Source organism: Rubrivivax sp. JA1026 (assembly GCF_011065555.1).
GTDB lineage: Bacteria > Pseudomonadota > Gammaproteobacteria > Burkholderiales > Burkholderiaceae_C > Rubrivivax > Rubrivivax benzoatilyticus.
The window spans coordinates 786,710-813,621 of sequence record NZ_JAALCQ010000001.1 but is presented as its reverse complement, the minus strand read 5'-3'; the positions used below and the strand labels follow the sequence as shown (position 1 = coordinate 813,621).

Genomic DNA, 26,912 nt, shown 5'->3' with positions numbered 1-26,912 from the left:
GGGCTATGTCCCGCCGGCGGCCTGAGCGACGCCGATGACCCGACAGGAATACAGAAAAACGAGAATCGTTCTCGTTACAAGCTAGACTCCCGGCCTCGTCAATCGTCCGGGAGTCCTTCATGTCGGGTTCGTCCTTCGTCCGTGCGGCCGCGGCCGCCGTGCTTCTCGCCGCCGTCTCCGCCGCCCAGGCGCAGTCGCCGGTGCTGAATCTCTATTCGGCGCGCCACTACCAGACCGACGAGGCGCTCTACGACAATTTCACGAAGGCGACCGGCATCCGCATCAACCGCGTCGATGCCGACGACGCCGGCGTGCTGGCACGCCTGCAGAGCGAAGGACAAAACAGCCCGGCCGACGTCGTGCTGCTCGTCGATGCCGCCCGGCTGTGGCGCGCTGAAAACCAGGGGCTTTTCCAGCCGGTGAAGAGCCGGGTGCTCGAGCAACGGATTCCAGCGACGCTGCGCAGTGACGACGCCGGCCAGGGCTCGCAGTGGTTCGGCTTTTCGACGCGGGCGCGCGTCATCGTCTACGACAAGGCCCGCGTCAAGGCCACCGAAGTCGACACCTACGAAAAACTCGCCGATCCGGTGAACAAGGGTCGCGTCTGCACGCGCTCGGGCTCGCATCCCTACAACCTGTCGCTCTTCGGCGCCATGCTCGAGCACCTCGGCCCGCAGAAGACCGAGGCCTGGCTGCGCGGCGTGGTCGACAACATGGCCCGCCCGCCCAAGGGCGGCGACACCGACCAGATCAAGGCCGTGGCCAGCGGCGAGTGCGCTGTCGCGGTGACCAACAGCTACTACCTCGCGCGGCTGATGCGCTCGGCCAACCCGGCCGACCAGCAGGTCGTCGAGCGCATCGCCGTGGTCTTCCCGAACCAGGCCACGACGGGCACCCACGTCAATATCGCAGGCGGCGCCGTGGCGCGCCACGCGAAGAACCGGGACGCCGCCGTGCGATTCCTCGAATACCTCGCCAGCGCCGACGCCCAGTTGTATTTCGCCAACGGCAACAATGAATGGCCGGCGGTCACCGAGGTCAAGCCGCGCAATCCCGCACTCGAGTCCTTCGGCAGCTTCAAGATGGAATCCGTGCCGGTTTCGGCGATCGGCCGCAACCAGGTTCCGGTGCAGCAGATGCTGGACCGCGTCGGTTACCGCTGATTTCGCGCTGCGAGATTTCTCGCGGGTCGATCGGGGTGCCGGTGGTATATTCCCCGGCACCGACGGATTCGACAGGAGATACCTCGATGGCCACGTTGTCCGAACTGCTCGCGCAGAAGGCTGCACTCGAAAAGCAGATCATCGAGACGCAGCGCGAAGAACGCGCTGCAGCGATCGCCCAGGTGAAATCGCTGATGTCGCAGTACGGGCTGACGCTGGCCGACCTGAGCGGCAAGACGAGTGCCGCGGCCCCGCGCCGCGGCAGCACCGGCAAGGTGCCGGCCAAGTTCCGTGATCCGGACACCGGCGACACCTGGTCGGGCCGCGGCCTGCAGCCCAAGTGGCTGAAGGCGGCGCTGGCCAACGGCCGGTCGCTGTCCGACTTCGCCGTCTGAAGACGGCCACCCCAATGCGGGGCGGGCCCGGGTCGATGCCCGGGTGCGGCGGTAGCATCCGGCGGTTCGCCTGCCGCCGCCACCCCACCCCCGCGTGACCCCTTCCGAAAGCCGCCGACTTCTGCCCCGACTGCGGGCGGACTGGCAGACTGGCCCCGCACGAGCCGTCGGCGCTTTCGCCGCCGCGCTCGGTTGCCTGCTCGCCGGCCTGCTGGGCGGCTTCTCCCTCGCCGACATGCCGTGGAGCACGATGGGCCCCACGGCCGGCGTCGTGCTCGCCTGCGTGCTGCGCTGGGGCGCCGCGGCCGGCGCCGGCGCCGCCCTTGGCGCCGCGCTGGCGTTGCTGGCGCTGCCGCTGCCGCCGCTGGAGATCGCGATCGCGCTGGTGGCTCTGGGCTGCGGCCTGGCCCTGGCCTGGCGCCTGCTCGGCGAGGTCGGCTTCGAACGCCGGCTCGAACGCGCCCGCGACGTCGGCTGGCTCGCTGCCGCGGCGACGCTGGCCTTCGGCCCGGTGGCGGCGATCGTCGCTGCCGGCGCGCTGCGCTGGACCGCGCTGTCACCGACGGTGGATCAGGCCGGGCCGGTCCTGGCCGCCTGGGCGACACTGGCCGTCGGTGCACTGCTGACCGCCTTCCCGCTGCTGGCCCTGGACCAGCGTGCGATGGCGGCGCTGGCGAAGCCGGCACGCGCCGCGAGTGCCCTGGCACTGATCGGCGGCGCGACGGCCGCCACCGTGCTGCTGTGCATGCCGGCCAACCATGCCGGCGCGCTGGCCCCCCTGCTCCCTTTTCTGCCGCCGCTGCTGCTCGTCACGCTGGCCGCGCTGCACGGTGCGCCGCTGGCCGGCGCGGCGCTGCTGGCCTGCACCACCGCCGGCGCACTGGCCACCGCCTCGGGTTCGCCGTGGTGGGCCGGCTCGCTGCAGCCGGGGGCGCTGGCCACCGGCACGTGGCTCGCGACGCAGGCCGCGATGCTGCTGATCCTGCACGCCAGCGCCGTCGAGGCCCGCTGGCGCGAGCAGCGCTGGGAGTGGGCACTGGACGGCTCGCGCCTCGGCGTGGCCGACTGGCACGTGCATCGCGGCGAGGGGTTCGCGTCGACGGCCTGGCGCACGCTGGCCCCGGCGCAGGCCGCCGCCTGGTCCCCGGCCACCTGGCTGGCGCAGGTGCACCCGGACGACCGCAGCCACCTGGAGGCGGCGATCGCGCTGATCGACTCCGGCCAGGCCGGCCGCCTGCCGCTGGAACTGCGCATGCGCCACGACGGCGGCTGGCGCTGGCGCCAGGCCACGCTGCTGGTCATCGAACGCGGCCCCGACGGCCGCCCGGCGCGCATCCTGGCGACGCTGGCCGACATCGAGGAGCGCCACGAGGCGCAGGACCGCCAGCGCCTGTCGGCCAGCCTGTTCCAGCACCTGCACGAAGGCCTGCTCGTCACCGACGCCGAACTGCGTGTGCTCGAGGCCAACCCGGCCTACGGCGAGATCCTGGGCGTGGCGCGCGAGCAGTTGATCGGCACCGTGCCCTCGCTGCTGAGCCCGGCGCCCGACGACGCGCGTGCGCGCCAGCAGCGCGCCGAGATGTGGGCCGCGCTGCGCGAGCAAGGCAGCTGGCGCGGCGAGCTCGACGAACGCGCCGCCGACGGCAGCCTGCGCACGCTGCAGGCGACGATCTCGGCCGTGCCCGGGGCCGACCGCCGCATCAGCCACCACGTGCTGGTGATCTCCGACATCACCGAGCAGCGCCAGCAGCGCGAACGGCTCGAGCGCCAGGCGCTGTACGACGAGCTGACCCGGCTGCCCAACCGCGCCCATCTGTCGACGCTGCTGGCCGAGGCGATGGCCGTCGCCGACCGCGACGGTTTCCTCGTCGCCGTCTGCTACCTGGACCTGGACCGCTTCAAGCCCGTCAACGACCGCTTCGGCCACGCTGCCGGCGACCGGCTGCTGGTGGAGCTGGCGAGCCGGCTGCGCAACACGCTGCGCCGCCGCGATCAGTGGGCCGACGTCGCGGCGCGGCTTCACGGCGACGAGTTCGTGCTGCTGCTGCGCGCCGGCTCGATCGACGAGGTCCGGCGCGCGATCGTGCGCGTGCTGCGCGTGCTGTCGCAGCCCTATCTGGTCGACAGCTCGGCGGCCCCGGTGCCGATCACGACCAGCCTCGGCGCGACGCTGTATCCGCTGGACCGCAGCGACCCCGAGACGCTGCTGCGCCACGCCGATCACGCGATGTACGAAGCCAAGCAGTCGGGCCGCAACGGCTACGTGCTGTTCGATCCCGCCAGCCGCCGCGAGCGCGAGGCGCTGGCGATGGCCCAGGAGGAGATCGAACAGGCGCTGGACCGCGGCGAGCTGATGCTGCGCTACCAGCCCAAGGTCGACATGCGCAGCGGCCGCGTCGTCGGCTTCGAGGCCCTGCTGCGCTGGGAACACCCGTTCAAGGGCGAGCTGCCGCCGCACAGCTTCCTGCCCTGCATCGAGGACGACCGGCTGCTGGTGCGCGTCGGCGACTGGGTGCTGTCGCAGGCCCTCGAACACCTGGCGCAGTGGCGCCGCGACGGCCTGGACTTCGCGGTCGGCGTCAACGTCTCGGCCCGCCACCTGCGCCGCCCGGACTTCGCCGCCCAGCTGGCGGCGCTGATCGCACGCCACGGCCACGACCTCGCGCCCTATCTCGAGCTGGAGGTCGTCGAGACGGCCGCGATCGCCGCCGAGGACAGCCCCACCACCACCGAGCAGATGAAGCTGTGCCGGGAGCTCGGCGTGCGCTTCGCGCTCGACGACTTCGGTACCGGCTACTCGCCGCTGCGCTACCTGAAGGACCTGCCGGCCGACACGCTGAAGATCGACCGCAGCTTCGTGCACAACATGCTCGACGACGCCCAGGACCGCGGCATCGTCGAGGGCATCATCAGCCTGGCGCGCACCTTCGGCTGCAGTGTCGTCGCCGAGGGGGTCGAGACGCCGGCTCAGGCGCGCATGCTGCTGGAGCTGGGCTGCGACATCGGCCAGGGCACCGGCATCGCCTCGCCGCTGCGCGCCCAGCAAGTGGCCCAGTGGGTGCGCGACTTCCGCGGCATGTTCGTCATCGCGCCGGCGGGGGCCGCCGACGGCTTGGCTAGACTCGGCGGGTGATTCCCGCCGGTTTTCTCCAGGATCTGCTGTCCCGCGTCGACATCGTCGACGTGGTCGGCCAGCACGTCGAGCTCAAGCGCGGCGGCGCCAACCTGATGGGCCTGTGCCCGTTCCACGCCGAGAAGTCGCCCAGTTTCTCGGTCAGCCCGAGCAAGCAGTTCTATTACTGCTTCGGCTGCGGCGCCTCGGGTGACGCGATCCGCTTTCTCACCGAACACCTGGGCCTGAGCTTCGTCGAGGCGGTGCGCGACCTGGCGCAGCGTGTCGGCATGCAGGTGCCCGAGGAGCAATTGAGCGCCGAGGAGCTGGTGCGCCGCGACAAGCTGCGCGAACGCCGGCTGTCGCTGGGCGAGGTGCTGGTGCGCGCCAACGACTTCTACCGCGGCCAGTTGAAGACCAGCCCGCGGGCGGTCGGCTACCTGAAGGCGCGCGGCCTGACCGGCGTCGTCGCCGCGCGTTTCGGCCTCGGCTACGCGCCGCCGGGCTGGCGCACGCTGGCCGGCGTCTTCCCGCGCTACGACGACCCGCTGCTCGAGGAGGCCGGCCTGGTGCGCCACCGCGAGGCCGCCGACGGCGAGTCCGAGGACAGCGACCGCGGGCGCTACGACTGGTTCCGCGACCGGGTGATGTTCCCGATCCGCAACGTCGCCGGCGAGGTCATCGGCTTCGGCGGCCGCGTGCTCGACGACAGCAAGCCCAAGTACATCAACTCGCCCGAGACGCCGCTGTTCAGCAAGGGGCGCGAGCTCTACGGCCTGTTCGAGGCCCGCCAGGCGCTGCGCGAACGCGGCTGCGCGATCGTCGTCGAGGGCTACATGGACGTCGTCGCGCTGGCCCAGCACGGCGTGAACAACGCCGTCGCGACGCTGGGCACGGCCTGCACCGCCGAACACGTGCAGAAGCTGTTCCGCTTCACCGACGCGATCGTCTTCTCGTTCGACGGCGACGCCGCCGGCCGGCGCGCGGCGGCGCGTGCGCTCGAGGCCGCGCTGCCGCACGCTACCGACCTGCGCAGCGTGAAGTTCCTCTTCCTGCCGCCCGAGCACGACCCCGACAGCTACGTTCGCGAGCTCGGCGTCGAGGCCTTCGAGCAGGCGCTGGCCGCGGCCGTGCCGCTGTCGCGCCAGCTCGTCGAGCTGGCCGCCGAGGACGCCGACCTGTCCAGCGCCGAAGGCCGCGCGCGCCTGGCCGCGCAGGCCCGGCCGCTGTGGTCGGCGCTGCCCGAAGGCAGCCTGAAGGACCAGCTGCTCGGCGAGATCGCCGAACGCGCCCGGCTGCCGCGCGAAGACCTGGCGCGGCGCTGGGGCCTGCGGGCCGGCGAGGCCACGCGGCCGGCACCGGAGGCGCCGCAGGAACGCCCGGCCCACGGCGGCCGGCGCGGGCCTCCGGCGCCGCGCCGCGGCGGGGTGCGGGTGTCGGTGCGCCAGCCGCAGGACCAGGCGATGCGCCTGCTGCTGCTGCGCGCGGGCTGGTGGCTGGAGCTCACCGACGCCGACCACGAGGCCCTGACGGCGGTGCCCGACTGGCACGCCGACGGTTTTCGCTGGATCGAGCGCTGGCTCGCCGAACACGGCGACACGCCGTGGCCGACGCTGCGCGAGCAGATCGCCGCCGAGCCCTGGGGCGAACAGGCGATCGAGCTCGTCGACGGCGCCGAGATCCCGATCGAGCCCGTGCTCGAGGACCTGCGCACGGCCGCCGCGCAGACCGTGCGGGCGCAGGCGATGCGCCAGGCGATGGCGGTGCTCGGCCGGCGCTGAGCCCACGCGGGCGCGGCTTGCCCGCCACCAGCGCGGCTTTTTGCGACCGCGGTCCCGACGCGACGTCCACGCTGATTTCTTTGACGAACCGGCGCCGGCCGCCGATAATGGTGGGTTTGTTGCAGCGGCAAGAGTGAGCAGCAGCACCTCCGGGCCCCGGCCACCCGCGACACGGGTTCAAAAGGCCAACTTCACCCGCAAGGACTGCGCATTCCGATGAGTTCACGCGAGCTTGCCCGTCTGGACGCGCCACCCCAGGACGCCGCTCGTCGCGGCGTGATCCCGCACGCCTTGCGGCGAACGCAAGGCGGGGCGTGGCCGTGGAAACCTTCCCGAGGAACCGCATGACCGCCAAGAAGCCCGCATCCGCTGCCCCCGCCGACGCCGCCGAGGCCAAGACCCCCAAGACCAAGGCCGCCGCCGCCGAAACCGCCAAGCCGGCGAAGAAGGCGGCCAAGGCGCCGGCCAAGACCGACACCAAGGCCAAGGCCGGCAAGAAGGAGTCGAAGAAGGCCGCCGACGACGAGGACCTGGATGTCGAACTCGAGGCCGAACTCGAGGTCGAGCCGGAAGCCGAGGTCGAAGCCGAGGTCGAGGTCGACGCGAGCGAGGGCAAGGAAGCCAAGGCCAAGCCGCTGCGCATGAAGGTCAGCCGCGCCAAGGAGCGCGCGCTGATGCGCGAGTTCGGTCTCGACGAGACCATGCTCACCGAAGAGGAAGTCGCCAAGCGCCGCCAGGAGCTCAAGACCCTCATCAAGATGGGCAAGACGCGTGGTTTCCTGACCCATCAGGAGATCAACGACCACCTGCCCGAGAAGCTCGTCGACAACGAGATCCTCGAGGCCATCGTCTCGATGCTCAACGACATGGGCATCGCGGTCTACGAGCAGGCGCCCGACGCCGCCACACTGCTGATCAACGGCAGCAACACCGCCACCGCGACCGACGAGGAAGCCGAGGAAGCCGCCGAAGCCGCGCTGTCGACCGTCGACAGCGAGTTCGGCCGCACCACCGACCCGGTGCGCATGTACATGCGCGAGATGGGCTCGGTCGAGCTGCTCACGCGTGAAGGCGAGATCGAGATCGCCAAGCGCATCGAAGGCGGCCTGCAGGCGATGATGCTGGCCATCAGCGCCAGCCCGACGACGATCGCCGAGATCCTGGCGATGGCCGACAAGATCGCCGCCGGCGAGATGCAGATCTCCGAGGTCGTCGACGGCTTCGTCAGCGACGACGAGGCCGACGACTACGTCGCCGAGGAAGACTTCGACGAGTTCGACGAGGACGACGACGACGACGGCGCCGGTGGCAGCAAGGCGCTGACGAAGAAGCTCGAGGAGCTGAAGAAGCAGGCGCTGGAGAAGTTCGACCTGCTGCGCTCGCACTTCGACCGCATGCGCAAGGCCTACGAGAAGGACGGCTACAAGTCGCCGGCCTACAACAAGGCCCAGGAAGCGATCAGCCAGGACCTGATGACGATCCGCTTCACGGTCAAGACGATCGAGAAGCTGTGCCAGATCCTGCGTGCCCAGGTCGACGACGTGCGCCGCTACGAGCGCGAGATCCGCAAGATCGTCGTCGACAAGTGCGGCATGCCGCAGGAACAGTTCATCAAGACCTTCCCGCCCAACGTCCTGAACCTCAAGTGGGCCGAGAAGGAAGCCGCCGCCGGCAAGCCGTACTCGGCGGTGCTCGGCCGCAACCTGCCGGCCGTGCAGGAGCTGCAGCAGAAGCTCATCGACCTGCAGGGCCGCGCCGTCGTGCCGCTGGACGATCTGAAGGAGATCAACCGGCACATGAACGCCGGCGAGAAGGCCAGCCGCGACGCGAAGAAGGAGATGATCGAGGCCAACCTGCGCCTGGTGATCTCGATCGCGAAGAAGTACACCAACCGCGGCCTGCAGTTCCTGGACCTGATCCAGGAAGGCAACATCGGCCTGATGAAGGCGGTCGACAAGTTCGAATACCGCCGCGGCTACAAGTTCTCGACCTACGCCACCTGGTGGATCCGCCAGGCGATCACGCGCTCGATCGCCGACCAGGCGCGCACGATCCGCATCCCGGTTCACATGATCGAGACGATCAACAAGATGAACCGCATCTCGCGCCAGCACCTGCAGGAGTTCGGCTTCGAACCCGACGCGCCGACGCTGGCCGAGAAGATGGAGATCCCCGAGGACAAGATCCGCAAGATCATGAAGATCGCCAAGGAGCCGATCTCCATGGAAACGCCGATCGGCGACGACGACGACAGCCACCTGGGCGACTTCATCGAGGACACGAACAACGTGGCCCCGGTCGACGCCGCGATGCAGGCCGGCCTGCGCGAGGTCGTCAAGGACATCCTCGACAGCCTGACGCCGCGCGAAGCCAAGGTGCTGCGCATGCGCTTCGGCATCGAGATGAGCACCGACCACACGCTGGAAGAAGTCGGCAAGCAGTTCGACGTCACGCGCGAGCGCATCCGCCAGATCGAAGCCAAGGCGATCCGCAAGCTCAAGCACCCCAGCCGCTCGGACAAGCTGCGGACGTATCTGGACAATCTCTGATTGGACAGGGAGGTCGCCGCCGCAGGCGGCCGTCGTCGCGAAGCGGCGACGCGCAGCGGGCGGCGAAGCCACAAGCTGCGGACGCATCTGGACAATCTCTGATTGGCCGGGGCCGCGGCCCCCTGATGCCCGCCAGCGCGCCCTCGCCACCGAGGGCGCGTCCGTTTCGACCGTCCGGAGCCTCCGTGCCCGACCCGCACGCTGTGCCCTAACCCGCAGGCCCTCTCGTCGGAGGGGGGTGACGGTAAAATTTGGCGCTGAATGACGCAGATCTCCGACCTCACCGTGCTGTTCGCCGACTTGCGCGGCAGCACCGCGCTGTACGAGACGCTCGGCAATGCCGAGGCGACGTCGGTGGTCACGCATTGCGTCGGCTCGCTGACGCGCCCGGTGGCCGACTTCGGCGGCCATGTCGTCAAGACGCTGGGCGACGGGCTGATGGCCGTCTTCCCGCGGCCGACGAGTGCGCTGCAGGCCGCCGCGCTGATCCACGAGGTTCTCGACGGCATCACCAGCCGCGGCCACCAGCACGGCGCGTCCACCGGCCTGCGCGACCTGAAGCTGCAGATCGCGATGGCCCGCGGCGAGGTCGTCGAGATGGCCGGCGACTGCTACGGCGACGCCGTCAACGTCGCCGCCCGCCTGCTTGACCACGCCGGCGACAACGAGACGCTGGTCACCGCCGAGGTGCTGCAGGGCCTGCCCGAGCAGACGCGCTCGCGCTTTCGCTGCCTCGACCGCATGGTGCTGCGCGGCCGCGTCGAGCCGGTGCAGGTCTTCGTGCTCGGCGGCCGCCCGGGCACCGACCTGCCGCCGACGCAGTTCGCCGGCGACTCGGCCCCGGTATCCGAACCCGACGGCCTGCGGCTCGAGTGGATCGACAACAACCAGATCTTCGCCAGCCGGCAGCTGCCGGTGGTGCTCGGCCGCGGCCCGCAGGCCGAGTTCCGCGTCGACGACTCGCGCGTGTCGCGCTCGCATGCCCGCGTCGACTGGCACGGCGGCGCCTTCCAGCTCACCGACCTCAGCTACAACGGCACCTACGTGCGTTTTGCCGACGGCGAGATCGTCAGCCTGCGCCGCGGCAGCTGCACCCTGCACGGCAGCGGCGAGATCGGCCTGGGCGGCTCGCCCGGAGACCCGGCGGCCACCTGCGTGCTCTTCGACGTCCTCCGTTTCGACGACACCCAGCCGCTGCTCGCGGCTGACCTGCTCTAGCCTTCCGCCCCGCCATGCGCGTGCTGTACGTCGACGACGACCGGATCAACACCCTGCTCTTCGAGGAGACCTGCCGCTGCGCCGGTCGATTCGAGGTGGCCTGCGCGTCCACCGGCGCCGAGGCGCTGGAGATCGCGGCCGAGTTCCCCGCCGAGGCGCTGGTCATCGACCTGCACCTGCCCGACACCAACGGCTTCGAGTTGCTGCCCGCGCTGCGCCGGGTGCTGGGCGGGCGGCCGCTGCCGGCCTATCTCTGCACCGCCGACGACCCGGCCCAGGTCGCCGCCCAGGCGGCCGAGGCCGGCTTCGACGGCTGCTGGACCAAGCCGGTGACAGTCGAGGAGATGCTGGCCGAACTCGACCGCGGTGCACGCGGTTCGGCGGCATGACCTACCGGCCCGAGCCGCCTCATCGCCATGGCGACGTCGACCGCGTCGGCGTGCTGCTCGTCAACCTGGGCACGCCGTCGGAGCCGACCCCGTCGGCACTGCGCCGCTATCTCGCCGAGTTCCTGTCCGACCCGCGTGTCGTCGAGATCCCGCGCATCCTCTGGCTGCCCATCCTCTACGGCATCGTGCTGAGCGCGCGGCCGGCCAAGTCGGCGGCCAAGTACGCGACGATCTGGACCCCCGAGGGCTCGCCGCTGGCCGTCTGGAGCGACCGCCAGGCCGTCGGGCTGTCGCAGGCGCTGCGCGCTCGCGGCCACCAGGTCCAGGTGCGTGTCGCGATGCGATACGGCGAGCCGTCGGTCGCGCGCGGCCTGGACGCGCTGCGTGCCGAGGGCGCCACGCGCGTGCTGGTGCTGCCGCTGTACCCGCAGTACGCCAGCGCCACGACCGGCAGCGTCAGCGACGCGGTGATGAAGTGGAGCGCCGGCGCGCGCCGCCTGCCCGAGTTCCGCTTCGTCAACGAGTACCACGACGACCCCGGCTACATCGGCGCGCTGGCAGAGCGCGTGCGCGCGCACTGGCACGCCCACGGCCGCGGCGAGCGCCTGCTGCTGAGCTTCCACGGCGTGCCGCACCGCACGCTGGTGCTCGGCGACCCCTATCACTGCCAGTGCCACAAGACGGCGCGGCTGCTGCGCGAGCGCCTCGGCCTCGAGCCCGAGCACGTCGTCGTGACCTTCCAGAGCCGCTTCGGCAACGCCAAGTGGCTGGAGCCATACACCGAGCCGACGCTGCGCCGCCTGGCCGCCGAGGGCCTGCGCCGCGTCGACGTCATGTGCCCGGGCTTCGTCTCCGACTGCCTGGAGACGCTCGAGGAGATCAACGAGGAGGCGCGCGAAGCCTTCCTCTCCTGCGGCGGCGAACGCTTCGAGTACATCGAGTGCCTCAACGACCAGCCGGCCTGGATCGACGCGCTGGCGGCCGTCGCCGAGCGCCACATGGCCGGCTGGAACACACGCGCGCAAACGGACCTGGCGCAGGCCAGCGCGACGCGCGAGCGTGCCACGGCGCTCGGCGCGACGATCTAGACCGGAACGCGGAGCACAAGGCGCGGGCCGCGGCCCGATGAGCGGCCGCGCGGCGGCCAGGAGACCCGATGAACGACCCCCGGGTGCGGCTGGACAAGTGGTTGTGGGCCGCACGCTTCTACAAGACCCGCGCGATCGCCGCCGAGGAGGCCGACCGCGGCCGCGTCAGCGTCAACGGGCTGGCGGCCAAGCCGGCGCGCGAACTGCACCTCGGTGACCGCGTCGCGCTGCGCCAGGGCGGCGTCGAGCGTGTCGTCGACGTGCTCGTGCTGGGCACCGTGCGCGGCCCGGCGCCGGTGGCGCAGACGCTGTACCGCGAGACCGCCGAGAGCATCGCCGCGCGTGAACGCGCCGCCGAGGCCCGCCGCCTGCAGCCCGAACCCGCCGCCGCCATCGAACAAGGCCGCCCGACCAAACGCGACCGCCGCAAGCTGGCCGACTGGAACCGCTGGAGCGCGAGCCTCGACGACACAGGCTCTTGAAAGCCCGGCCGATGCCCCCAACTCCCTCCGAGTTTTGCCCCGAACCGCCCATGAACGCGAATCCGAACTCCCCCGACACCCCGTCTCCTGATGCCACCGCACCGGCGGCCGAGGCCGCCCCGAGCGCCGAGGCGCGCCTGGCCGAACTCGAGGCCAAGCATGCCGAGGTCGCCGACGCCTACCTGCGCGCCAAGGCCGAGACCGAGAACATCCGCCGCCGTGCCGAAGAGGAAGTGTCCAAGGCGCGCAAGTTCGCCGTCGAGGCCTTCGCCGAGAGCATGCTGCCGGTGAAGGACAGCCTCGAGGCCGCGATCGCGATCCAGAACGCGACGCCCGAGCAGTTGCTCGAGGGCACGCACGCGACGCTGCGCCAGCTGACCCAGGCGCTGGAGCGCAACAAGGTCGTGCAGATCGCGCCGCCGCAGGGCACGAAGTTCGACCCGCACCAGCACCAGGCGATCAGCGTGGTGCCGGCCGACCAGGAAGCGAACACCGTCGTCGCCGTGCTGCAGAAGGGCTACCTGATCGCCGACCGCGTGCTGCGCCCGGCGCTCGTCACGGTCGCCGCACCGAAGTCCTGACCACCGCCTGCGTGCGCCGGGCTTGAAACGCCGCCCGGCAGCCACAACTCCAAGACAACCGGAATCCAGATTTCAGGAGAACACCATGGGAAAGATCATCGGCATCGACCTGGGCACCACGAACTCGTGCGTGGCCGTGATGGAAGGCAACACGACCAAGGTCATCGAGAACAGTGAAGGCGCGCGCACCACGCCGTCGATCATCGCCTACCAGGACGATGGCGAGATCCTCGTCGGCGCGTCGGCCAAGCGCCAGGCGGTCACGAACCCGCGCAACACGCTGTACGCGGTGAAGCGCCTGATCGGCCGCAAGTTCACCGAGAAGGAAGTGCAGAAGGACATCGACCTGATGCCCTACACGATCACGGCGGCCGACAACGGCGACGCCTGGGTCGAGGTGCGCGGCAAGAAGCTCGCGCCGCCGCAGGTCAGCGCCGAAGTGCTGCGCAAGATGAAGAAGACCGCCGAGGACTACCTCGGCGAGGAAGTGACCGAGGCCGTGATCACGGTGCCGGCCTATTTCAACGACAGCCAGCGCCAGGCGACCAAGGACGCCGGCCGCATCGCCGGCCTCGAGGTCAAGCGCATCATCAACGAGCCGACCGCCGCGGCGCTGGCCTTCGGCCTGGACAAGGCCGGCAAGGGTGACCGCAAGATCGCCGTCTACGACCTGGGCGGCGGCACCTTCGACATCTCGATCATCGAGATCGCCGACGTCGACGGCGAGAAGCAGTTCGAGGTGCTGTCGACCAACGGCGACACCTTCCTCGGCGGCGAGGACTTCGACCAGCGCATCATCGACTACATCATCGGCGAGTTCAAAAAGGAACAGGGCGTCGACCTGACCAAGGACGTGCTCGCGCTGCAGCGCCTGAAGGAAGCCGCAGAGAAGGCCAAGATCGAGCTGTCCAACAGCTCGCAGACCGACATCAACCTGCCGTACATCACGGCCGACGCGTCGGGCCCGAAGCACCTGAACATCAAGCTCACGCGCGCCAAGCTCGAGGCCCTGGTCGACGAGCTGATCGAACGCACGATCGAGCCCTGCCGCACCGCGATGAAGGACGCCGGCGTGAAGGTCGGCGAGATCGACGACGTCATCCTGGTCGGCGGCATGAGCCGCATGCCCAAGGTGCAGGAGAAGGTCAAGGAGTTCTTCGGCAAGGAACCGCGCCGCGACGTCAACCCCGACGAAGCCGTCGCGGTCGGCGCCGCGATCCAGGGCCAGGTCCTGGGTGGCGAGCGCAAGGACGTGCTGCTGCTGGACGTCACCCCGCTGTCGCTGGGCATCGAGACCCTGGGCGGCGTGATGACCAAGATGATCAAGAAGAACACCACGATCCCGACCAAGTTCTCGCAGGTGTTCTCGACCGCCGACGACAACCAGCCGGCGGTGACGATCAAGGTCTTCCAGGGCGAGCGTGAACTGGCCTCGGGCAACAAGAGCCTGGGCGAGTTCAACCTCGAGGGCATCCCGCCGGCGCCGCGCGGCCTGCCGCAGATCGAGGTCACCTTCGACATCGACGCCAACGGCATCCTGCACGTCAGCGCCAAGGACAAGGGCACCGGCAAGGAGAACAAGATCACCATCAAGGCGAACTCGGGCCTGTCCGAGGCCGAGATCGAGAAGATGGTGAAGGATGCCGAGGCCAACGCCGCCGAGGACAAGAAGAAGCTCGAGATCGTCCAGGCCCGCAACCAGGGCGACGCGATGCTGCACTCGGTGCGCAAGACGCTGGGCGAGCACGGCGACAAGCTCGACGCCGGCGAGAAGGAGAAGATCGAGGCCGCGCTGAAGGACCTGGAAGAAGCGCTGAAGGGCGAGGACAAGGCCGCCATCGAGGCCAAGACCGAAGCCCTGATGAGCGCCAGCCAGAAGCTCGGCGAGAAGGTCTACGCCGACGCCCAGGCCGCGCAGGCCGCGGCCGGTGCCGCCGCCGGGGCCGACGAGGCGCCGCAGCCCTCGTCCTCCAAGCCGGCCGACGACAACGTCGTCGACGCCGAGTTCAAGGAAGTCAAGAAGTGATCTTCCCGCGGCCGGCGCAGCACGCCCGGCCGTGATTTCCCGCCGCGTCCAGGCGTGCCGGCCCACTCCGGCACACCTGCGCGGCGTTTACGCTTGACGACTGGCTGTTCACGGCAACCCCATGGCAAAGCGCGACTACTACGAAATCCTCGGCGTGGCGAAAAACGCCTCGGACGACGACATCAAGAAGGCCTATCGCAAACTGGCCATGAAGTACCACCCTGACCGCAACCAGGGTGACGAGGCGAAGAAGGCGGAGGAGAAGTTCAAGGAGGTCAAGGAGGCCTACGAGATGCTCTCCGACGCGCAAAAGCGCGCCGCCTACGACCAGTACGGCCACGCCGGCGTCGACCCGAACATGGGTGGCCGCGGCGCGGGCCCGGAAGGCTTCGGCGGTTTCGCCGAGGCCTTCGGCGACATCTTCGGCGACATCTTCGGCGGCGGCGGCGCCGGCCGCCGCGGTGGCGGCGGCCAGCAGGTCTACCGCGGCAGCGACCTCAGCTACGCGATGGAGATCACGCTGGAGGAAGCGGCCGCCGGCAAGGAGTCGCAGATCCGCATCCCGAGCTGGGACGGCTGCGACACCTGCCACGGCAGCGGCGCCAAGCCCGGCACCAGCCCCAAGACCTGCCCGACCTGCTCCGGCTCGGGCACGGTGCACCTGCGCCAGGGCTTCTTCAGCATCCAGCAGACCTGCCCGCACTGCCACGGCAGCGGCAAGATCATCCCCGAGCCCTGCCCGACCTGCGGCGGCGCCGGCAAGATCAAGCGCCAGAAGACGCTGGAGGTGAAGATCCCCGCCGGCATCAACGAAGGCATGCGCATCCGCTCGGCCGGCAACGGCGAGCCGGGCACCAACGGCGGCCCGCCGGGCGATCTGTACATCGAGATCCGCATCAAGCCGCACGAGATCTTCGAGCGCGACGGCGACGACCTGCACTGCACGGTGCCGGTCGGCATGACGACGGCGGCGCTCGGCGGCACGATCGAGGTGCCGACGCTGGGCTCCAAGGCCGAGATCGAGCTGCCCGAGGGCACCCAGCACGGCAAGACCTTCCGCCTGCGCGGCAAGGGCATCAAGGGCATCCGCTCCAGCTACCCGGGCGACCTCTACGCGCACATCACCGTCGAGACCCCGGTCAAGCTGACCGAGCACCAGCGCAAGCTGCTGCGCGAGCTCGACGAGTCCTTCCGCAAGGGTGGCGACCGGCACTCGCCGAACGCCAAGAGCTGGACCGACCGGGTCAAAGACCTCTTCAAGTAGAGGTTTTCCCGCCTGACGGGACATGCACCGCTCAAGTGCGCGGCGGCCTGGCCGACAACACGGTCACGAAATGCCGCGCATGACGACAAGCCGCCCCGCCCTCTCCTCCACCCGCCGCCTGCGTGCGGCGGCTGGCGCTCTGCCCGGGCGAGACGCACGATGAGACTGGACCGCGACATCCACCTCAGCAAGGCGCTGGTCATCGACCCGAACCCGACCTCGCGCAGCATCCTCGTCGCCCAGCTGCGCGACTTCGGCATCGGCACCGTCGTCCAGTGCGGCCGTGTCGCCGACGCGCGCAACCAGCTCGAGGCGCGGGGCTTCGACATCGTGCTGTGCGAGAACAACTTCGCCGGCAACGATGCCGCCGGGCAGCAGTTGCTCGACGACCTGCGGCGCCACCAGCTGCTGCCGCTGTCGACGGTGTTCATCATGATCAGCAGCGAGGCGACCTACAACAAGGTCGCCGAGGCGGCCGAGTCGGCGCTGGACAGCTTCCTGATCAAGCCCCACACCGCCGCCGGCCTGGGCGACCGAATCCTGCACGCCCGCCGGCGCAAGAAGGTGCTGCGTGACATCTTCGAGGCCGTCGACGAGTCGCGTTTCGACGACGCGATCCGGCTGTGCCTCAAGCGCTTCGAGGAACGCGGCGAGTTCTGGCTGTTCGCCGCGCGCGTCGGTGCCGAGCTGCTGCTGACCCACGACCGCCACCGCGAAGCCTGGGGCCTGTACGAAGCGGTGCTGAAGGCGCAGACCCTGCCCTGGGCGCGCCTGGGCGTCGCGCGTGCGCAGGTCGAGGCCAACGAGCCGGGCAAGGCCTTGTCGACGCTGGAGAGCCTGACCGCCGACCAGCCGAACTTCGTCGACGCCTACGACGTGATGGGCCGCATCCATGTCGACCAGGGCAATCTCGACGAGGCCGCGGCGGTGTTCATGCGCGCCGCCTCGCTGACGCCGGACTCGGTGACACGGCTGCAGAAGGTCGGCATGCTGTCCTTCTACCTGGAGCGTCACGACGACGCGCTGAAGGCGCTGGAGCGCAGCGTGGGCATCGGCATCTCGTCGAAGATGTTCGACCCGCAGACGCTGGTGCTGCTGGCCTTCGTGCGCTGGCGGCAATCGGACTCCAAGGGCGTGCAGCGCTGCAACGAGAACCTGGAGCACCTGCTCTCGCGCAGCCCCGACAGCCAGCGCCTGCGGCGCTTCGCCGGCGTGGTGCGCGTGCTCGAGCTGATGCTTCGGCTGCAGCACGCCGACGTGCAGCAGGCCGTGGCCGACCTTGCGCTCGAGGTGCGCGAAGCCTCCTTCGACATCGAGGCCGCCTGCAACCTGCTGTCGCTGCTGGCGCGGCTGGCCGACGTCGGCTACACGCTGGAACAGGCCGACGAATGGGTGGACGCGATCGGCCTGCGCCACTGCACCGCGAAGTCGATGACGGAACTGCTGGCCCGCGCGGCGCAACCGCACGCGCCGTTCGTCGAACGCATCCGCGCCTGCCAGCACCGGGTGCTCGAGGTGTCCGAGGCGGCGATGGCCTTCAGCCTGGCCGGCGACCCGGGCTCGTCGGTGCGCACGCTGCTCGACAACGGCCGGGCCTCGCTCAATGGCAAGCTGATCGACACCGCGCGCCTGGTGCTGCAGCGCCACCACGGCAGGATCGAGGGCGCGGCCGAACTGCAGGCGACGATCGACGACCTGCGCCAGCGCTACTTCACGCTGCCGACCCGGCTGCCGATCGGCGACAGCCCGGGGCGCAAGGCCGGCGGCCTGGCCCTGCGCGGCGCCGTCGCCAGCGCGCTGGGCGCCGAACCCGCACCACCAGTCGCTGCGGCGACCTGAAGCCGGAGCATCAGAACAGGCGCCGCTGCGCGCCCTCCGGCGGCCGGAATGCCGCCACGTCCAGCGTCCCGTGCCGGCGCTGCAGGCCCAGACGATCGCAGGCCTTGTGCAGGCGCTGGCGCAGCAGTTCGGCCCAGACGCCCTCGCCGCGCATGCGGCTGCCGAAGCGCGGATCGTTGTCGCGGCCGCCGCGCACCTCCTGCACCCGTGCCATCACACGCGCCGCACGGTCCGGGACATGCTGCTCCAGCCAGTGCCGGAACAGCGGCGACAGCTCCGACGGCAGGCGCAGCACGATGGCGAAGGCGCGCACCGCACCGGCCTCCCGCGACGCCTGCAGCACCCGCTCGAGCTCGGGCTCGTTGACGAAGGGGATCAGCGGCGACACGCTGACGCCGACCGGAACGCCGGCTTCGGCCAGCGTGCGGATCGTGCGCAGCCGGCGCTCGGGCGAGGCGGCACGCGGCTCCAGCCGGCGCGCCAAGGCCGGGTCCAGCGTCGTCAGCGTGATGTCGACGCAGGCGCGGCCGGCGGCGGCCATCGGCACGATCAGGTCCAGGTCGCGCTCGACCAGCGCCGACTTCGTGATCAGCGAGAACGGGTGCCGCGTCTCGTGCAGCACCTCGAGCACCGCACGCGTGATCCCGAGGCGGCGTTCGACCGGCTGGTAGGCGTCGGTGACAGTGCCCACGGCGATCGGCCGCGGTTGGTAGCCGCGTGCGCCGAGCGCGGCGCGCAGGCGCTCGGCGGCGTTGACCTTGGCCACCAGCCGGGTCTCGAAGTCCAGCCCCGGCGACCAGCCGAGGTAGGCGTGCGAGGGCCGCGCGTAGCAGTAGATGCAGCCGTGCTCGCAGCCGCGGTAGGGGTTCAGCGAGACCTCGAAGCCGATGTCCGGCGAGTCGTTCTCGGCCAGGATGCGGCCGGCGTGTTCCTCGACGACCTGCGTCGGCAAGGGCTGCGGCGTCTCGCCGGCGGCCGCGTCCACGGCGCCCCAGCCGTCGTCGAAGGCTTCGCGCGCGTCGCGCTCGAAGCGGTGGGCGATCGCCCAGGTCGTGCCGCGGCCCTTCAGCGGGGCGTTTGCCGGCGTGGCCGGCGGCGGGGCGGGTGGACGGAAACTGCGGGGCGGCGACATGCTGTTGTTTTATACAGCATGCCGCGGCAACTCCCGTCTTAGTAGTCCGACATCGCGTCGGGGGCGAGGTTCTCGAACTTGGTCAGCGGCTTCAGGAAGGCCAGGCGCACGGTGCCGACCGGGCCGTTACGCTGCTTGCCGATGATGACTTCGGCGACGCCCGGGTCCTTGCTGTCCTTGTTGTAGTACTCGTCGCGGTAGATGAACATGATGATGTCCGCGTCCTGCTCGATGGCGCCCGACTCGCGCAGGTCGCTCATCATCGGCCGCTTGTCGGTGCGCGTCTCGACCGAGCGGTTGAGCTGCGACAGCGCGATCACCGGGCACTGCAGCTCCTTGGCCAGCGCCTTCAGGCCGCGCGAGATCTCGCCGATCTCGGTGGCGCGGTTCTCGCCGGTGCTGGCCGACGAGCCGCTCATCAGCTGCAGGTAGTCGATGACGATCAGGCCGAGCTGGCCGTACTGGCGCGCCATGCGCCGTGCGCGGGCGCGCAGTTCGGGCGCGGTCAGCGCCGGCGTCTCGTCGATGAAGAGCTGCACCTGGCCGAGCTTGTCGACGGCCTCGGTCAGGCGCTCCCATTCCTCGGTGCGCAGACGCCCGGTGCGCAGGTTCTGCTGGTCGATGCGGCCGAGCGAGCCGACCAGACGCAGCGCCAGCTGCGAGGCGCCCATTTCCATCGAGTACACGAGCACCGGCAGCCCTTCGGCGACGGCGACGTTCTCGGCGATGTTCAGCGCGAACGCGGTCTTGCCCATCGACGGCCGCGCCGCGAGGATGATCAGGTCGCCCTTCTGCAGGCCCGCGGTCATGCGGTCCATGTCGTAGAAGCCGGTGCGCACGCCGGTCACTTCCTCGGCGCCGTTGTCGTGCAGCTCCTGCACGCGGTCGATCAGGTCGACGACCAGCTTGTCGATGCCCAGGAAACCCTGCTTCTGGCGCGAGCCTTCCTCGCCGATCTTGAAGATCTTGCCTTCGGCCTCGTCGAGGATGCTGCTCACCGGCCGGCCCTGCGGGTTGAAGGCGTTGGTGGCGATCTCGTCGCTGGCGGCGATGAGCTTTCGCAGGATCGCGCGCTCGCGCACGATCTCCGCGTAGCGGCGCATGTTGGCCGCGCTCGGCACGCTCTGCGCCAGCGCGTTCAGGTAGGCCAGGCCGCCGCAGTCCTCGGCCTTGCCCAGGCTCTGCAGCTGCTCGAAGACGGTGATGACGTCGGCCGGCTTGCTCTGGTTCACCAGCGTCGAGATCGCGCTGAAGATCAGCTTGTGCTCGAAGCGGTAGAAGTCGCTGTCGGTCAGCAGGTCGGCGGCGCGGTCCCAGGACAGGTTGTCGATCAGCAGGCCGCCGAGCACGCTCTGCTCGGCCTCGTTCGAGTGCGGCGGCACCCGCAGGCGGGCGACTTCGTCGTCGGGAGCGGAGGAACCTCGGGATTCGAACAGCGCGGACATCGGATCTGTGGGCAAGTCTGTGGACAGCCTGGGAGTCGTCGGGGGACGGCCGGGGGACAACTCTTGACACCCAAAACGAAGAAGGCCGGCAAGAGCCGGCCTTCTTCAGAAGGGTGGACGAAGCGTAGGCGCTTCAGTCGGCTTGCGCAACCACCTGGACGGTGAGCTCGACGACGACGTCGCCGTGCGGGGCCACCGACACCGGGTGCTCGCCGACGGTCTTCAGCGGACCGTTGGGCATGCGCACCTGCGACTTCTGCACCGCCTTGCCGGCTTGCGTCAGCGCGTCGGCGATGTCGGCGTTGGTCACCGAGCCGAACAGGCGGCCGTCGACGCCGGCCTTCTGCACGATGCGCACGGTGGTGCCGGCGAGCTGCTCGCCCAGGGCCTGGGCGGCGGCGAGCTTGGCGGCGGCGGCCTTCTCGAGTTCGGCACGGCGCTCGGCAAACTCCTTGATCGCGGCGTCGGTCGCGCGGCGCGCGAGCTTGGTCGGGATCAGGAAGTTGCGGGCGTAGCCGTCCTTGACCTTGACGATGTCACCGAGGTTGCCGAGCTTGGCGACCTTCTCCAGCAGGATCACTTGCATGTCGTCGCTCCTCAGACCTTGTGCTGATCGGAGTACGGCAGCAGCGCCAGATAGCGGGCGCGCTTGATCGCCGTGGTCAGCTGGCGCTGGTAGTAGGCGCGCGTGCCGGTCAGACGGGCCGGCGTGATCTTGCCGTTCTCGCTGATGAAGTCACGCAGCGTGTCGATTTCCTTGTAGTCGATCTGTTCGACGCCGGCGACGGTGAAGCGGCAGAAGCGCTTGCGGCGGAACAGGAGAGACTGGGTGTTGCGCTTCGGACGCTTGTCCTTCGAGAAGCGACCCTTGCCACGGGGGGGAGCCATAAGACCTCCTGGGAATGCTGAAAACTATCCGGAACAGTGGACCGGTCAGCCCAACGGGGCGACCGACGTGATGTGGAACCGCATGCCGCGTCCGTTGCGCAGGGCTGCCAGGAAGCCGCCGAATTCGGCGTTGCTGCCCAGCGCCAGCGTGGTGAGCACCGCGGTGATGTCCGCCCCGATCGCCAGCGCCCGGATCTCCAGGGAGACCTTGCGCGGAGCGCCGTTCTCGACGACCTCGGACTCGTGCTTCAAGCTCAGGTCCAGGGCCGGAAGGCCGGCGGGGGTGTACCGCAGCGCGCCCCGCTCCACCAGTTGCGCCGAAAGAACCAGCCGGTTCATCGGCACCCCGCGGTGGCAGGCGCAGTCGTGCGCGTCAGGCCGAGGCCTCCTGCTGGCTGGCCTTGCGCGACTCTTCGCGCTCGACCGCCTTCATCATGACCGACGGCGTCGTCTCGGCCTTTTCCTTGCGCACCGTGAGGTGGCGCAGGACGGCGTCGTTGAAGCGGAAGCCGGTCTCCAGCTCCTCGAGCACGGGCTTGTCGCACTCGATGTTCAGGCACAGGTAGTGGGCCTTGGCGAGCTTCTGGATCATGTAGGCCAGCTGACGGCGGCCCCAGTCCTCGACCCGATGGACCTTGCCGCCACCGGCGGTGACCAGGGTCTTGTAGCGTTCCAGCATCGCCGGAACCTGTTCGCTTTGATCCGGATGGATCAGCAGAACGATCTCGTAGTGACGCATTGATTCTCCTCGAGGGTTTCCTGTTGCGGAAAGCCGCCCCGTAGCGTCTATTCCCGGGTGCGGCAAGGCGAAAAGCCGATGATTATAGCCCGGAAACGGCGCCCCGCCGAGGCCGCCTCACACGCGCTCGGGGCGGGGGTCGCGGATGCGGTCGACCAGCGCGTCGCTGGCCGCGCCGGGCCGCGGCGTCAGCAGGCTGACGACGACCATCGCCGCCAGCGCCACCGGCACGCCGAAGACGCCGGCGGCGATCGGCGCGATGCCGAACCACATGCAGTCCTCGACCGGCCGCCAGACGCCGAACAACCCGCGCAGCCAGGGCTGCGTCGTCGCCATGTAGTAGCTGGTGACGGCCAGCCCCGCGAGCATGCCGCTGACGCAGCCCCAGCGGTTGGCGCGCTTCCAGAAGACGCCCAGCACCAGCGCCGGGAAGATCGACGAGGCCGCCAGCGAGAACGCCGCGGCGACGAGGAACAGGATGTCGGCGACACGCATCGACGCGACGTAGGCCGCGGCCAGTGCGACGACCAGCAGCAGCACCTTGGACACCGCGACCCGGCGCGAGCTCGGCCGGTTGGGGTCGATGACGCGGTAGTACAGGTCGTGCGACAGCGCGTTGGAGATCGTCAGCAGCAGCCCGTCGGCGGTGGACAGCGCCGCGGCCAGGCCGCCGACGGCGACCATCGCCGAGATCACGTAAGGCAGCCCGGCGATCTCGGGCGCGGCCAGCGTCACCAGGTCGGCGCCGATGTGCAGCTCGCCGAGCTGCAGGATGCCGTCGCCGTTGACGTCGCTGACCTGCACCAGCGACGGATCGACCTTGGCCCAGCTGGCGATCCATGCCGGCAGCCGGTCGAACGGCGTGCCCACCAGACTGTTGAAGACCTCGTGCTTGACCAGCAGCGCCAGCGCCGGCGCCGTCAGGTAGAGCGCACAGATGAACAGCAGCGTCCAGCCCACCGCGCGCCGCGACTCGCGCACCGACGGCGTCGTGTAGAAGCGCGTCAGGATGTGCGGCAGCCCGGCCGTGCCCAGCATCAGGCAGAAGACCAGCGCCAGGAAGTTGCGCCGCGAGTGTTCGTCGCTGATGCGCGCCGCCGGGTCGTCGCCGCGCGGGTTGGCCGCGAAGGCCTGGGCGTGCGGCGGCATGCCGCCCAGCGGCTGCGACCAGGCTTCGGCAGCGGCCAGCTCGTCGCCGTAACGGCGACGAGCCTCGTCCTCGGTGCGCGGCAGTGCGGCGAGCTCGCGCCGCGCGGCCTGCACCTCGGCCAGCGGTGCCGCGGACTCCATCAGCTGCTCGACACGGCGCTGCGCCGCGGCCCGGTCGTCGGCCATCGCCGCCGGCACGTCCAGCAGCTTGGCACCGGCGACCGCCGCACGCTGGGCGTAGGCGGCCATGACGTCGCGCTCGCCGATGTCGGCGACGAGCTGCGCCTCGCGCTCGGTGACCGACTGCAGCACCTGCCCCATCGCCACCTGCGGCACCGGGTTGCCGGTGACCTTCAGCGACAGCCAGGCCACCGGGGCCAGGTAGGCGACGACGAGGATGATGCACTGCGCGACCTGGGTCCAGGTCACCGCCCGCATGCCGCCCAGGAAGGAGCAGACGAGCACGCCGCCGAGGCCGACGAAGATGCCGATCTCGAAGCCGAAGCCGGTGAAGCGCGCGACGATCAGGCCGACGCCGTAGATCTGGGCGACGACGTAGACGAAGGACACGACCACCGCCGCGGCGATGCCCACCAGCCGCGGCATCGTGCCGCCGTAGCGCGCACCGAGGAAGTCGGGGATCGTGTACTCGGCGAACTTGCGCAGGTACGGCGCGATCAGCAGCGCGACGAGGCAGAAGCCGCCGGTCCAGCCGATGACGAAGGCCAGGCCGTTGTAGCCGCCCAGGTACAGCGTGCCGGCCAGGCCGATGAACGAGGCGGCGCTCATCCAGTCGGCCGAGGTGGCCATGCCGTTGTAGAACGCCGGCACGCGGCGGCCGGCGACGTAGTACTCGGCCGAGTCCGAGGTGCGGCAGCGCAGGCCGATGGCCGCGTAGAGCACGACGGTGCCCAGCAGCATCGTCAGCCCGATGAGGTTGCGGCCGAGCCCGAAGCGCTCGGCCGCCGCCATCAGCCCGATGAAGCCGGCCAGCGCCAGCGTGTACAGCAGGTAGGCGCCGTGAAGGCGGCGGCGGAAACCCCGCGCGCCGCTGGCCGTCGCCCCGCTGCCGACCGAGGACATGCGGCCCGGCGCGGGTTCAGCGCTGGGCCAGGCGCTGCCAGGTGTCGACGACCGTGTCCGGGTTCAGCGAGATGGACACGATGCCTTCGGCGGCCAGCCACTCGGCGAAGTCGGGGTGGTCGCTGGGGCCCTGGCCGCAGATGCCGATGTACTTGCCGGTGGCGCGGCAGGCGGCGATGGCGCGCGAGATCATCGCCTTGACCGCCGGGTCGCGCTCGTCGAAGTCGCTGGCCAGCAGTTCCAGGCCGGAGTCGCGGTCCAGGCCCAGCGTCAGCTGCGTCAGGTCGTTCGAGCCGATCGACATGCCGTCGAAGTGCTCGAGGAACTGGTCGGCCAGGATGGCGTTGCTCGGCACCTCGCACATCATGATCAGGCGCAGGCCGTCGACACCGCGCTTCAGGCCGTGGTCGGCGAGCATCTGCGCCACGCGCTCGGCCTGGCGCACGGTGCGCACGAACGGCACCATGATCTCGACGTTGGTCAGGCCCATCTCGCCGCGCACGCGCTTCAGGGCCTCGCACTCCATCGCGAAGGCCTCGGCGAAGTCGCTGCTGATGTAGCGGCTGGCACCGCGGAAGCCCAGCATCGGGTTCTCTTCCTCCGGCTCGTAGCGCGTGCCGCCGATCAGCTTGCGGTACTCGTTGGACTTGAAGTCCGACAGGCGCACGATGACCGGCTTCGGGAAGAACGCGGCGGCAATCGTCGCGATGCCCTCGACCAGCTTGTCGACGTAGAACGCACGCGGCGAGGCGTGGCCACGCGCCACCGACTCGACGGCCTTCTTCAGGTCGGCGTCGACGTTCGGGTAGTCGAGGATCGCCTTCGGGTGCACGCCGATGTTGTTGTTGATGATGAACTCGAGGCGCGCCAGGCCGACGCCGGAGTTCGGCATCTGGGCGAAGTCGAAGGCCAGCTGCGGGTTGCCGACGTTCATCATGATCTTCACCGGGCAGTACGGCATCTCGCCGCGCTGCACCTCGCTGACCTCGGTCTCGAGCAGGCCGTCGTAGACGCGGCCGGTGTCGCCCTCGGAGCAGGCGACGGTGACCAGGGCGCCGTCCTGCACACGCTCGGTGGCGTCGCCGCAGCCGACGACGGCCGGGATGCCGAGTTCACGCGCGATGATCGCCGCGTGGCAGGTGCGGCCGCCGCGGTTGGTGACGATCGCCGACGCACGCTTCATCACCGGCTCCCAGTTCGGGTCGGTCATGTCGGTGACGAGCACGTCGCCGGGCTGCACGCGGTCCATCTCGGCGATCGAGTGCACCAGGCGCACCGGGCCGGTGCCGATCTTCTGGCCGATCGCGCGGCCCTCGGCGAGCACGGTGCCCTGGCCCTTGAGCTTGTAGCGGTGCTCGACCTTGCCGGCGGCCTGGCTCTTCACGGTCTCCGGACGGGCCTGCAGGATGTAGATGCGGCCGTCGACACCGTCCTTGCCCCACTCGATGTCCATCGGGCGGCCGTAGTGCGCTTCGATGATCTTCGCGTACTTGGCCAGCTCGACGGCGTCGGCATCGGCCAGCGAGTAGCGGTTGCGCATCTCGGGCGGGTTGTCGACGACCTTGACCAGGCGGCTGCCGGCGGCGCGGTCGGCCTCGGTCGCGAACTCCATGCGCTGCAGCTTGCTGCCGAGCACGCGGCGGATGATCGGGAACTTGCCCGCGGCCAGCGCCGGCTTGAAGACGTAGAACTCGTCGGGGTTGACCGAGCCCTGCACGACGGTCTCGCCCAGGCCGTAGCTCGCGGTGATGAAGACCACGTCGGCGAAGCCCGACTCGGTGTCGATCGTGAACATCACGCCGGCCGAACCGACGTCCGAGCGCACCATGCGCTGCACGCCGGCCGACAGCGCGACGTCGGCGTGGGCGAAGCCCTTGTGCACGCGGTAGCTGATCGCGCGGTCGTTGTAGAGCGACGCGAAGACTTCCTTCATGTGGTGCAGCACCGACTCGATGCCGCTGACGTTCAGGAAGGTCTCCTGCTGGCCGGCGAACGAGGCGTCGGGCAGGTCTTCGGCGGTGGCCGACGAGCGCACCGCGTAGGTCGCGCCGGGGTTGTCGCCTTCCAGCAGCTTGAACTGCGAGCGGATGGCCGCCTCGAGCTCGGCCGGGAACGGGGTCTCGATGATCCAGCGGCGGATCTCGGCGCCGGCCTCGGCCAGCGCGCGCACGTCGTCGGTGTCGAGCGCGGCCAGGCGCGCCTCGATGCGCTCGGCGAGGCCGCCGTGGCGCAGGAAGAGGCGGAAGGCGTGTGCCGTCGTCGCGAACCCGCCGGGAACGCGCACGCCGGTGGCGGCCAGCTGACTGATCATTTCGCCGAGGGAGGCGTTCTTGCCGCCTACGACCTCGACGTCGGTCATGCGAAGTTGTTCGAACGGGACGACCAGGGCGGTCGCCAAGTTGGCCTGGGACATGGTGGGAAAGCTCCGTGATGTGAGAAAACCGGTGCTGCCGCAGGCACGCTCTGACCCCTCGCTCCAGCGCTTGTGGATTCTGTTTGTCGGCCGGGGGTGGTCACGTCGAGGTGAAGGCAGGATGCTTCGCAGGCATTCTACGGAAGTCTTTCCCTATGATGACCAGAAACGGGGCA

At 70.0% G+C, this 26,912-nt stretch carries 21 protein-coding genes; 13 read left to right on the top strand and 8 right to left on the bottom strand.

Going from position 1 to position 26,912, the window contains the following annotated elements:
* The first annotated feature begins 119 nt into the window (after nucleotides 1-119).
* The 13 genes from G5B56_RS03715 to G5B56_RS03655 all read left to right on the top strand — a co-directional run bounded on the left by G5B56_RS03715 (nucleotide 120) and on the right by G5B56_RS03655 (nucleotide 17,887).
* Nucleotides 120-1,163 carry an extracellular solute-binding protein gene (locus tag G5B56_RS03715; RefSeq protein WP_164962346.1) on the top strand — a complete coding sequence of 348 codons (1,044 nt, stop codon included), beginning with the start codon at nucleotides 120-122 and terminating at the stop codon, nucleotides 1,161-1,163.
* A gap of 86 nt (nucleotides 1,164-1,249) precedes the next feature.
* Nucleotides 1,250-1,558, top strand: a complete 309-nt coding sequence (locus G5B56_RS03710) for an H-NS family nucleoid-associated regulatory protein (RefSeq protein ID WP_009855520.1) — start codon at nucleotides 1,250-1,252, stop codon at nucleotides 1,556-1,558.
* A gap of 94 nt (nucleotides 1,559-1,652) precedes the next feature.
* On the top strand, nucleotides 1,653-4,691 hold the full coding sequence (locus G5B56_RS03705) for a GGDEF domain-containing phosphodiesterase (protein ID WP_240920639.1): 3,039 nt from the start codon (nucleotides 1,653-1,655) through the stop codon (nucleotides 4,689-4,691).
* The gene (gene dnaG / locus G5B56_RS03700; RefSeq protein WP_164962345.1) at nucleotides 4,688-6,451 is read left to right on the top strand and encodes a DNA primase; all 1,764 of its coding nucleotides are present in this window, start codon (nucleotides 4,688-4,690) and stop codon (nucleotides 6,449-6,451) included. Before G5B56_RS03705 ends, dnaG begins: the two co-directional genes overlap by 4 nt.
* A gap of 344 nt (nucleotides 6,452-6,795) precedes the next feature.
* On the top strand, nucleotides 6,796-9,000 hold the full coding sequence (gene rpoD, locus G5B56_RS03695) for an RNA polymerase sigma factor RpoD (RefSeq protein WP_164962344.1): 2,205 nt from the start codon (nucleotides 6,796-6,798) through the stop codon (nucleotides 8,998-9,000).
* Nucleotides 9,001-9,261: 261 nt separating this feature from the next.
* Entirely contained in the window at nucleotides 9,262-10,218 is a 957-nt protein-coding gene (locus G5B56_RS03690) for an adenylate/guanylate cyclase domain-containing protein (RefSeq protein WP_009858836.1), read from the top strand.
* A 14-nt stretch (nucleotides 10,219-10,232) separates the two neighbouring features.
* The gene (locus tag G5B56_RS03685; protein ID WP_009858835.1) at nucleotides 10,233-10,607 is read left to right on the top strand and encodes a response regulator; all 375 of its coding nucleotides are present in this window, start codon (nucleotides 10,233-10,235) and stop codon (nucleotides 10,605-10,607) included.
* Entirely contained in the window at nucleotides 10,604-11,695 is a 1,092-nt protein-coding gene (gene hemH, locus G5B56_RS03680; protein ID WP_009858834.1) for a ferrochelatase, read from the top strand. Before G5B56_RS03685 ends, hemH begins: the two co-directional genes overlap by 4 nt.
* 68 nt (nucleotides 11,696-11,763) lie before the next feature.
* On the top strand, nucleotides 11,764-12,177 hold the full coding sequence (locus G5B56_RS03675) for an RNA-binding S4 domain-containing protein (RefSeq protein WP_009858833.1): 414 nt from the start codon (nucleotides 11,764-11,766) through the stop codon (nucleotides 12,175-12,177).
* A gap of 50 nt (nucleotides 12,178-12,227) precedes the next feature.
* Nucleotides 12,228-12,758, top strand: a complete 531-nt coding sequence (grpE, locus tag G5B56_RS03670) for a nucleotide exchange factor GrpE (protein ID WP_164962343.1) — start codon at nucleotides 12,228-12,230, stop codon at nucleotides 12,756-12,758.
* 85 nt (nucleotides 12,759-12,843) lie between these two features.
* Complete coding sequence (gene dnaK / locus G5B56_RS03665) at nucleotides 12,844-14,784, top strand: molecular chaperone DnaK (RefSeq protein WP_164962342.1); 1,941 nt, start codon at nucleotides 12,844-12,846, stop codon at nucleotides 14,782-14,784.
* Between the two features lie 121 nt (nucleotides 14,785-14,905).
* A complete protein-coding gene (gene dnaJ, locus G5B56_RS03660; RefSeq protein WP_164962341.1) occupies nucleotides 14,906-16,048 on the top strand; it encodes a molecular chaperone DnaJ in 1,143 nt (380 codons plus the stop codon).
* Between the two features lie 159 nt (nucleotides 16,049-16,207).
* Nucleotides 16,208-17,887: a response regulator gene (locus G5B56_RS03655; RefSeq protein WP_164962340.1), complete on the top strand. Its 1,680-nt coding sequence runs from the start codon at nucleotides 16,208-16,210 to the stop codon at nucleotides 17,885-17,887.
* A 10-nt stretch (nucleotides 17,888-17,897) separates the two neighbouring features.
* Here G5B56_RS03655 and G5B56_RS03650 read toward each other — a convergent pair whose 3' ends face one another.
* The 8 genes from G5B56_RS03650 to ppsA all read right to left on the bottom strand — a co-directional run bounded on the left by G5B56_RS03650 (nucleotide 17,898) and on the right by ppsA (nucleotide 26,736).
* Entirely contained in the window at nucleotides 17,898-19,019 is a 1,122-nt protein-coding gene (locus tag G5B56_RS03650; RefSeq protein ID WP_164962339.1) for a PA0069 family radical SAM protein, read from the bottom strand.
* A gap of 38 nt (nucleotides 19,020-19,057) precedes the next feature.
* Entirely contained in the window at nucleotides 19,058-20,464 is a 1,407-nt protein-coding gene (gene dnaB / locus G5B56_RS03645) for a replicative DNA helicase (protein ID WP_009858827.1), read from the bottom strand.
* A gap of 133 nt (nucleotides 20,465-20,597) precedes the next feature.
* Nucleotides 20,598-21,050, bottom strand: a complete 453-nt coding sequence (gene rplI / locus G5B56_RS03640; RefSeq protein WP_009858826.1) for a 50S ribosomal protein L9 — start codon at nucleotides 21,048-21,050, stop codon at nucleotides 20,598-20,600.
* 11 nt (nucleotides 21,051-21,061) lie between these two features.
* A complete protein-coding gene (gene rpsR, locus G5B56_RS03635; protein WP_029718341.1) occupies nucleotides 21,062-21,352 on the bottom strand; it encodes a 30S ribosomal protein S18 in 291 nt (96 codons plus the stop codon).
* A gap of 45 nt (nucleotides 21,353-21,397) precedes the next feature.
* Complete coding sequence (gene priB, locus G5B56_RS03630; protein ID WP_029718340.1) at nucleotides 21,398-21,691, bottom strand: primosomal replication protein N; 294 nt, start codon at nucleotides 21,689-21,691, stop codon at nucleotides 21,398-21,400.
* Between the two features lie 34 nt (nucleotides 21,692-21,725).
* On the bottom strand, nucleotides 21,726-22,091 hold the full coding sequence (gene rpsF, locus G5B56_RS03625; protein WP_009858824.1) for a 30S ribosomal protein S6: 366 nt from the start codon (nucleotides 22,089-22,091) through the stop codon (nucleotides 21,726-21,728).
* A gap of 117 nt (nucleotides 22,092-22,208) precedes the next feature.
* Nucleotides 22,209-24,323 carry a sodium:solute symporter family protein gene (locus G5B56_RS03620; RefSeq protein WP_164962338.1) on the bottom strand — a complete coding sequence of 705 codons (2,115 nt, stop codon included), beginning with the start codon at nucleotides 24,321-24,323 and terminating at the stop codon, nucleotides 22,209-22,211.
* A gap of 16 nt (nucleotides 24,324-24,339) precedes the next feature.
* Entirely contained in the window at nucleotides 24,340-26,736 is a 2,397-nt protein-coding gene (ppsA, locus tag G5B56_RS03615) for a phosphoenolpyruvate synthase (RefSeq protein ID WP_029718338.1), read from the bottom strand.
* Nucleotides 26,737-26,912 lie beyond the last annotated feature (176 nt).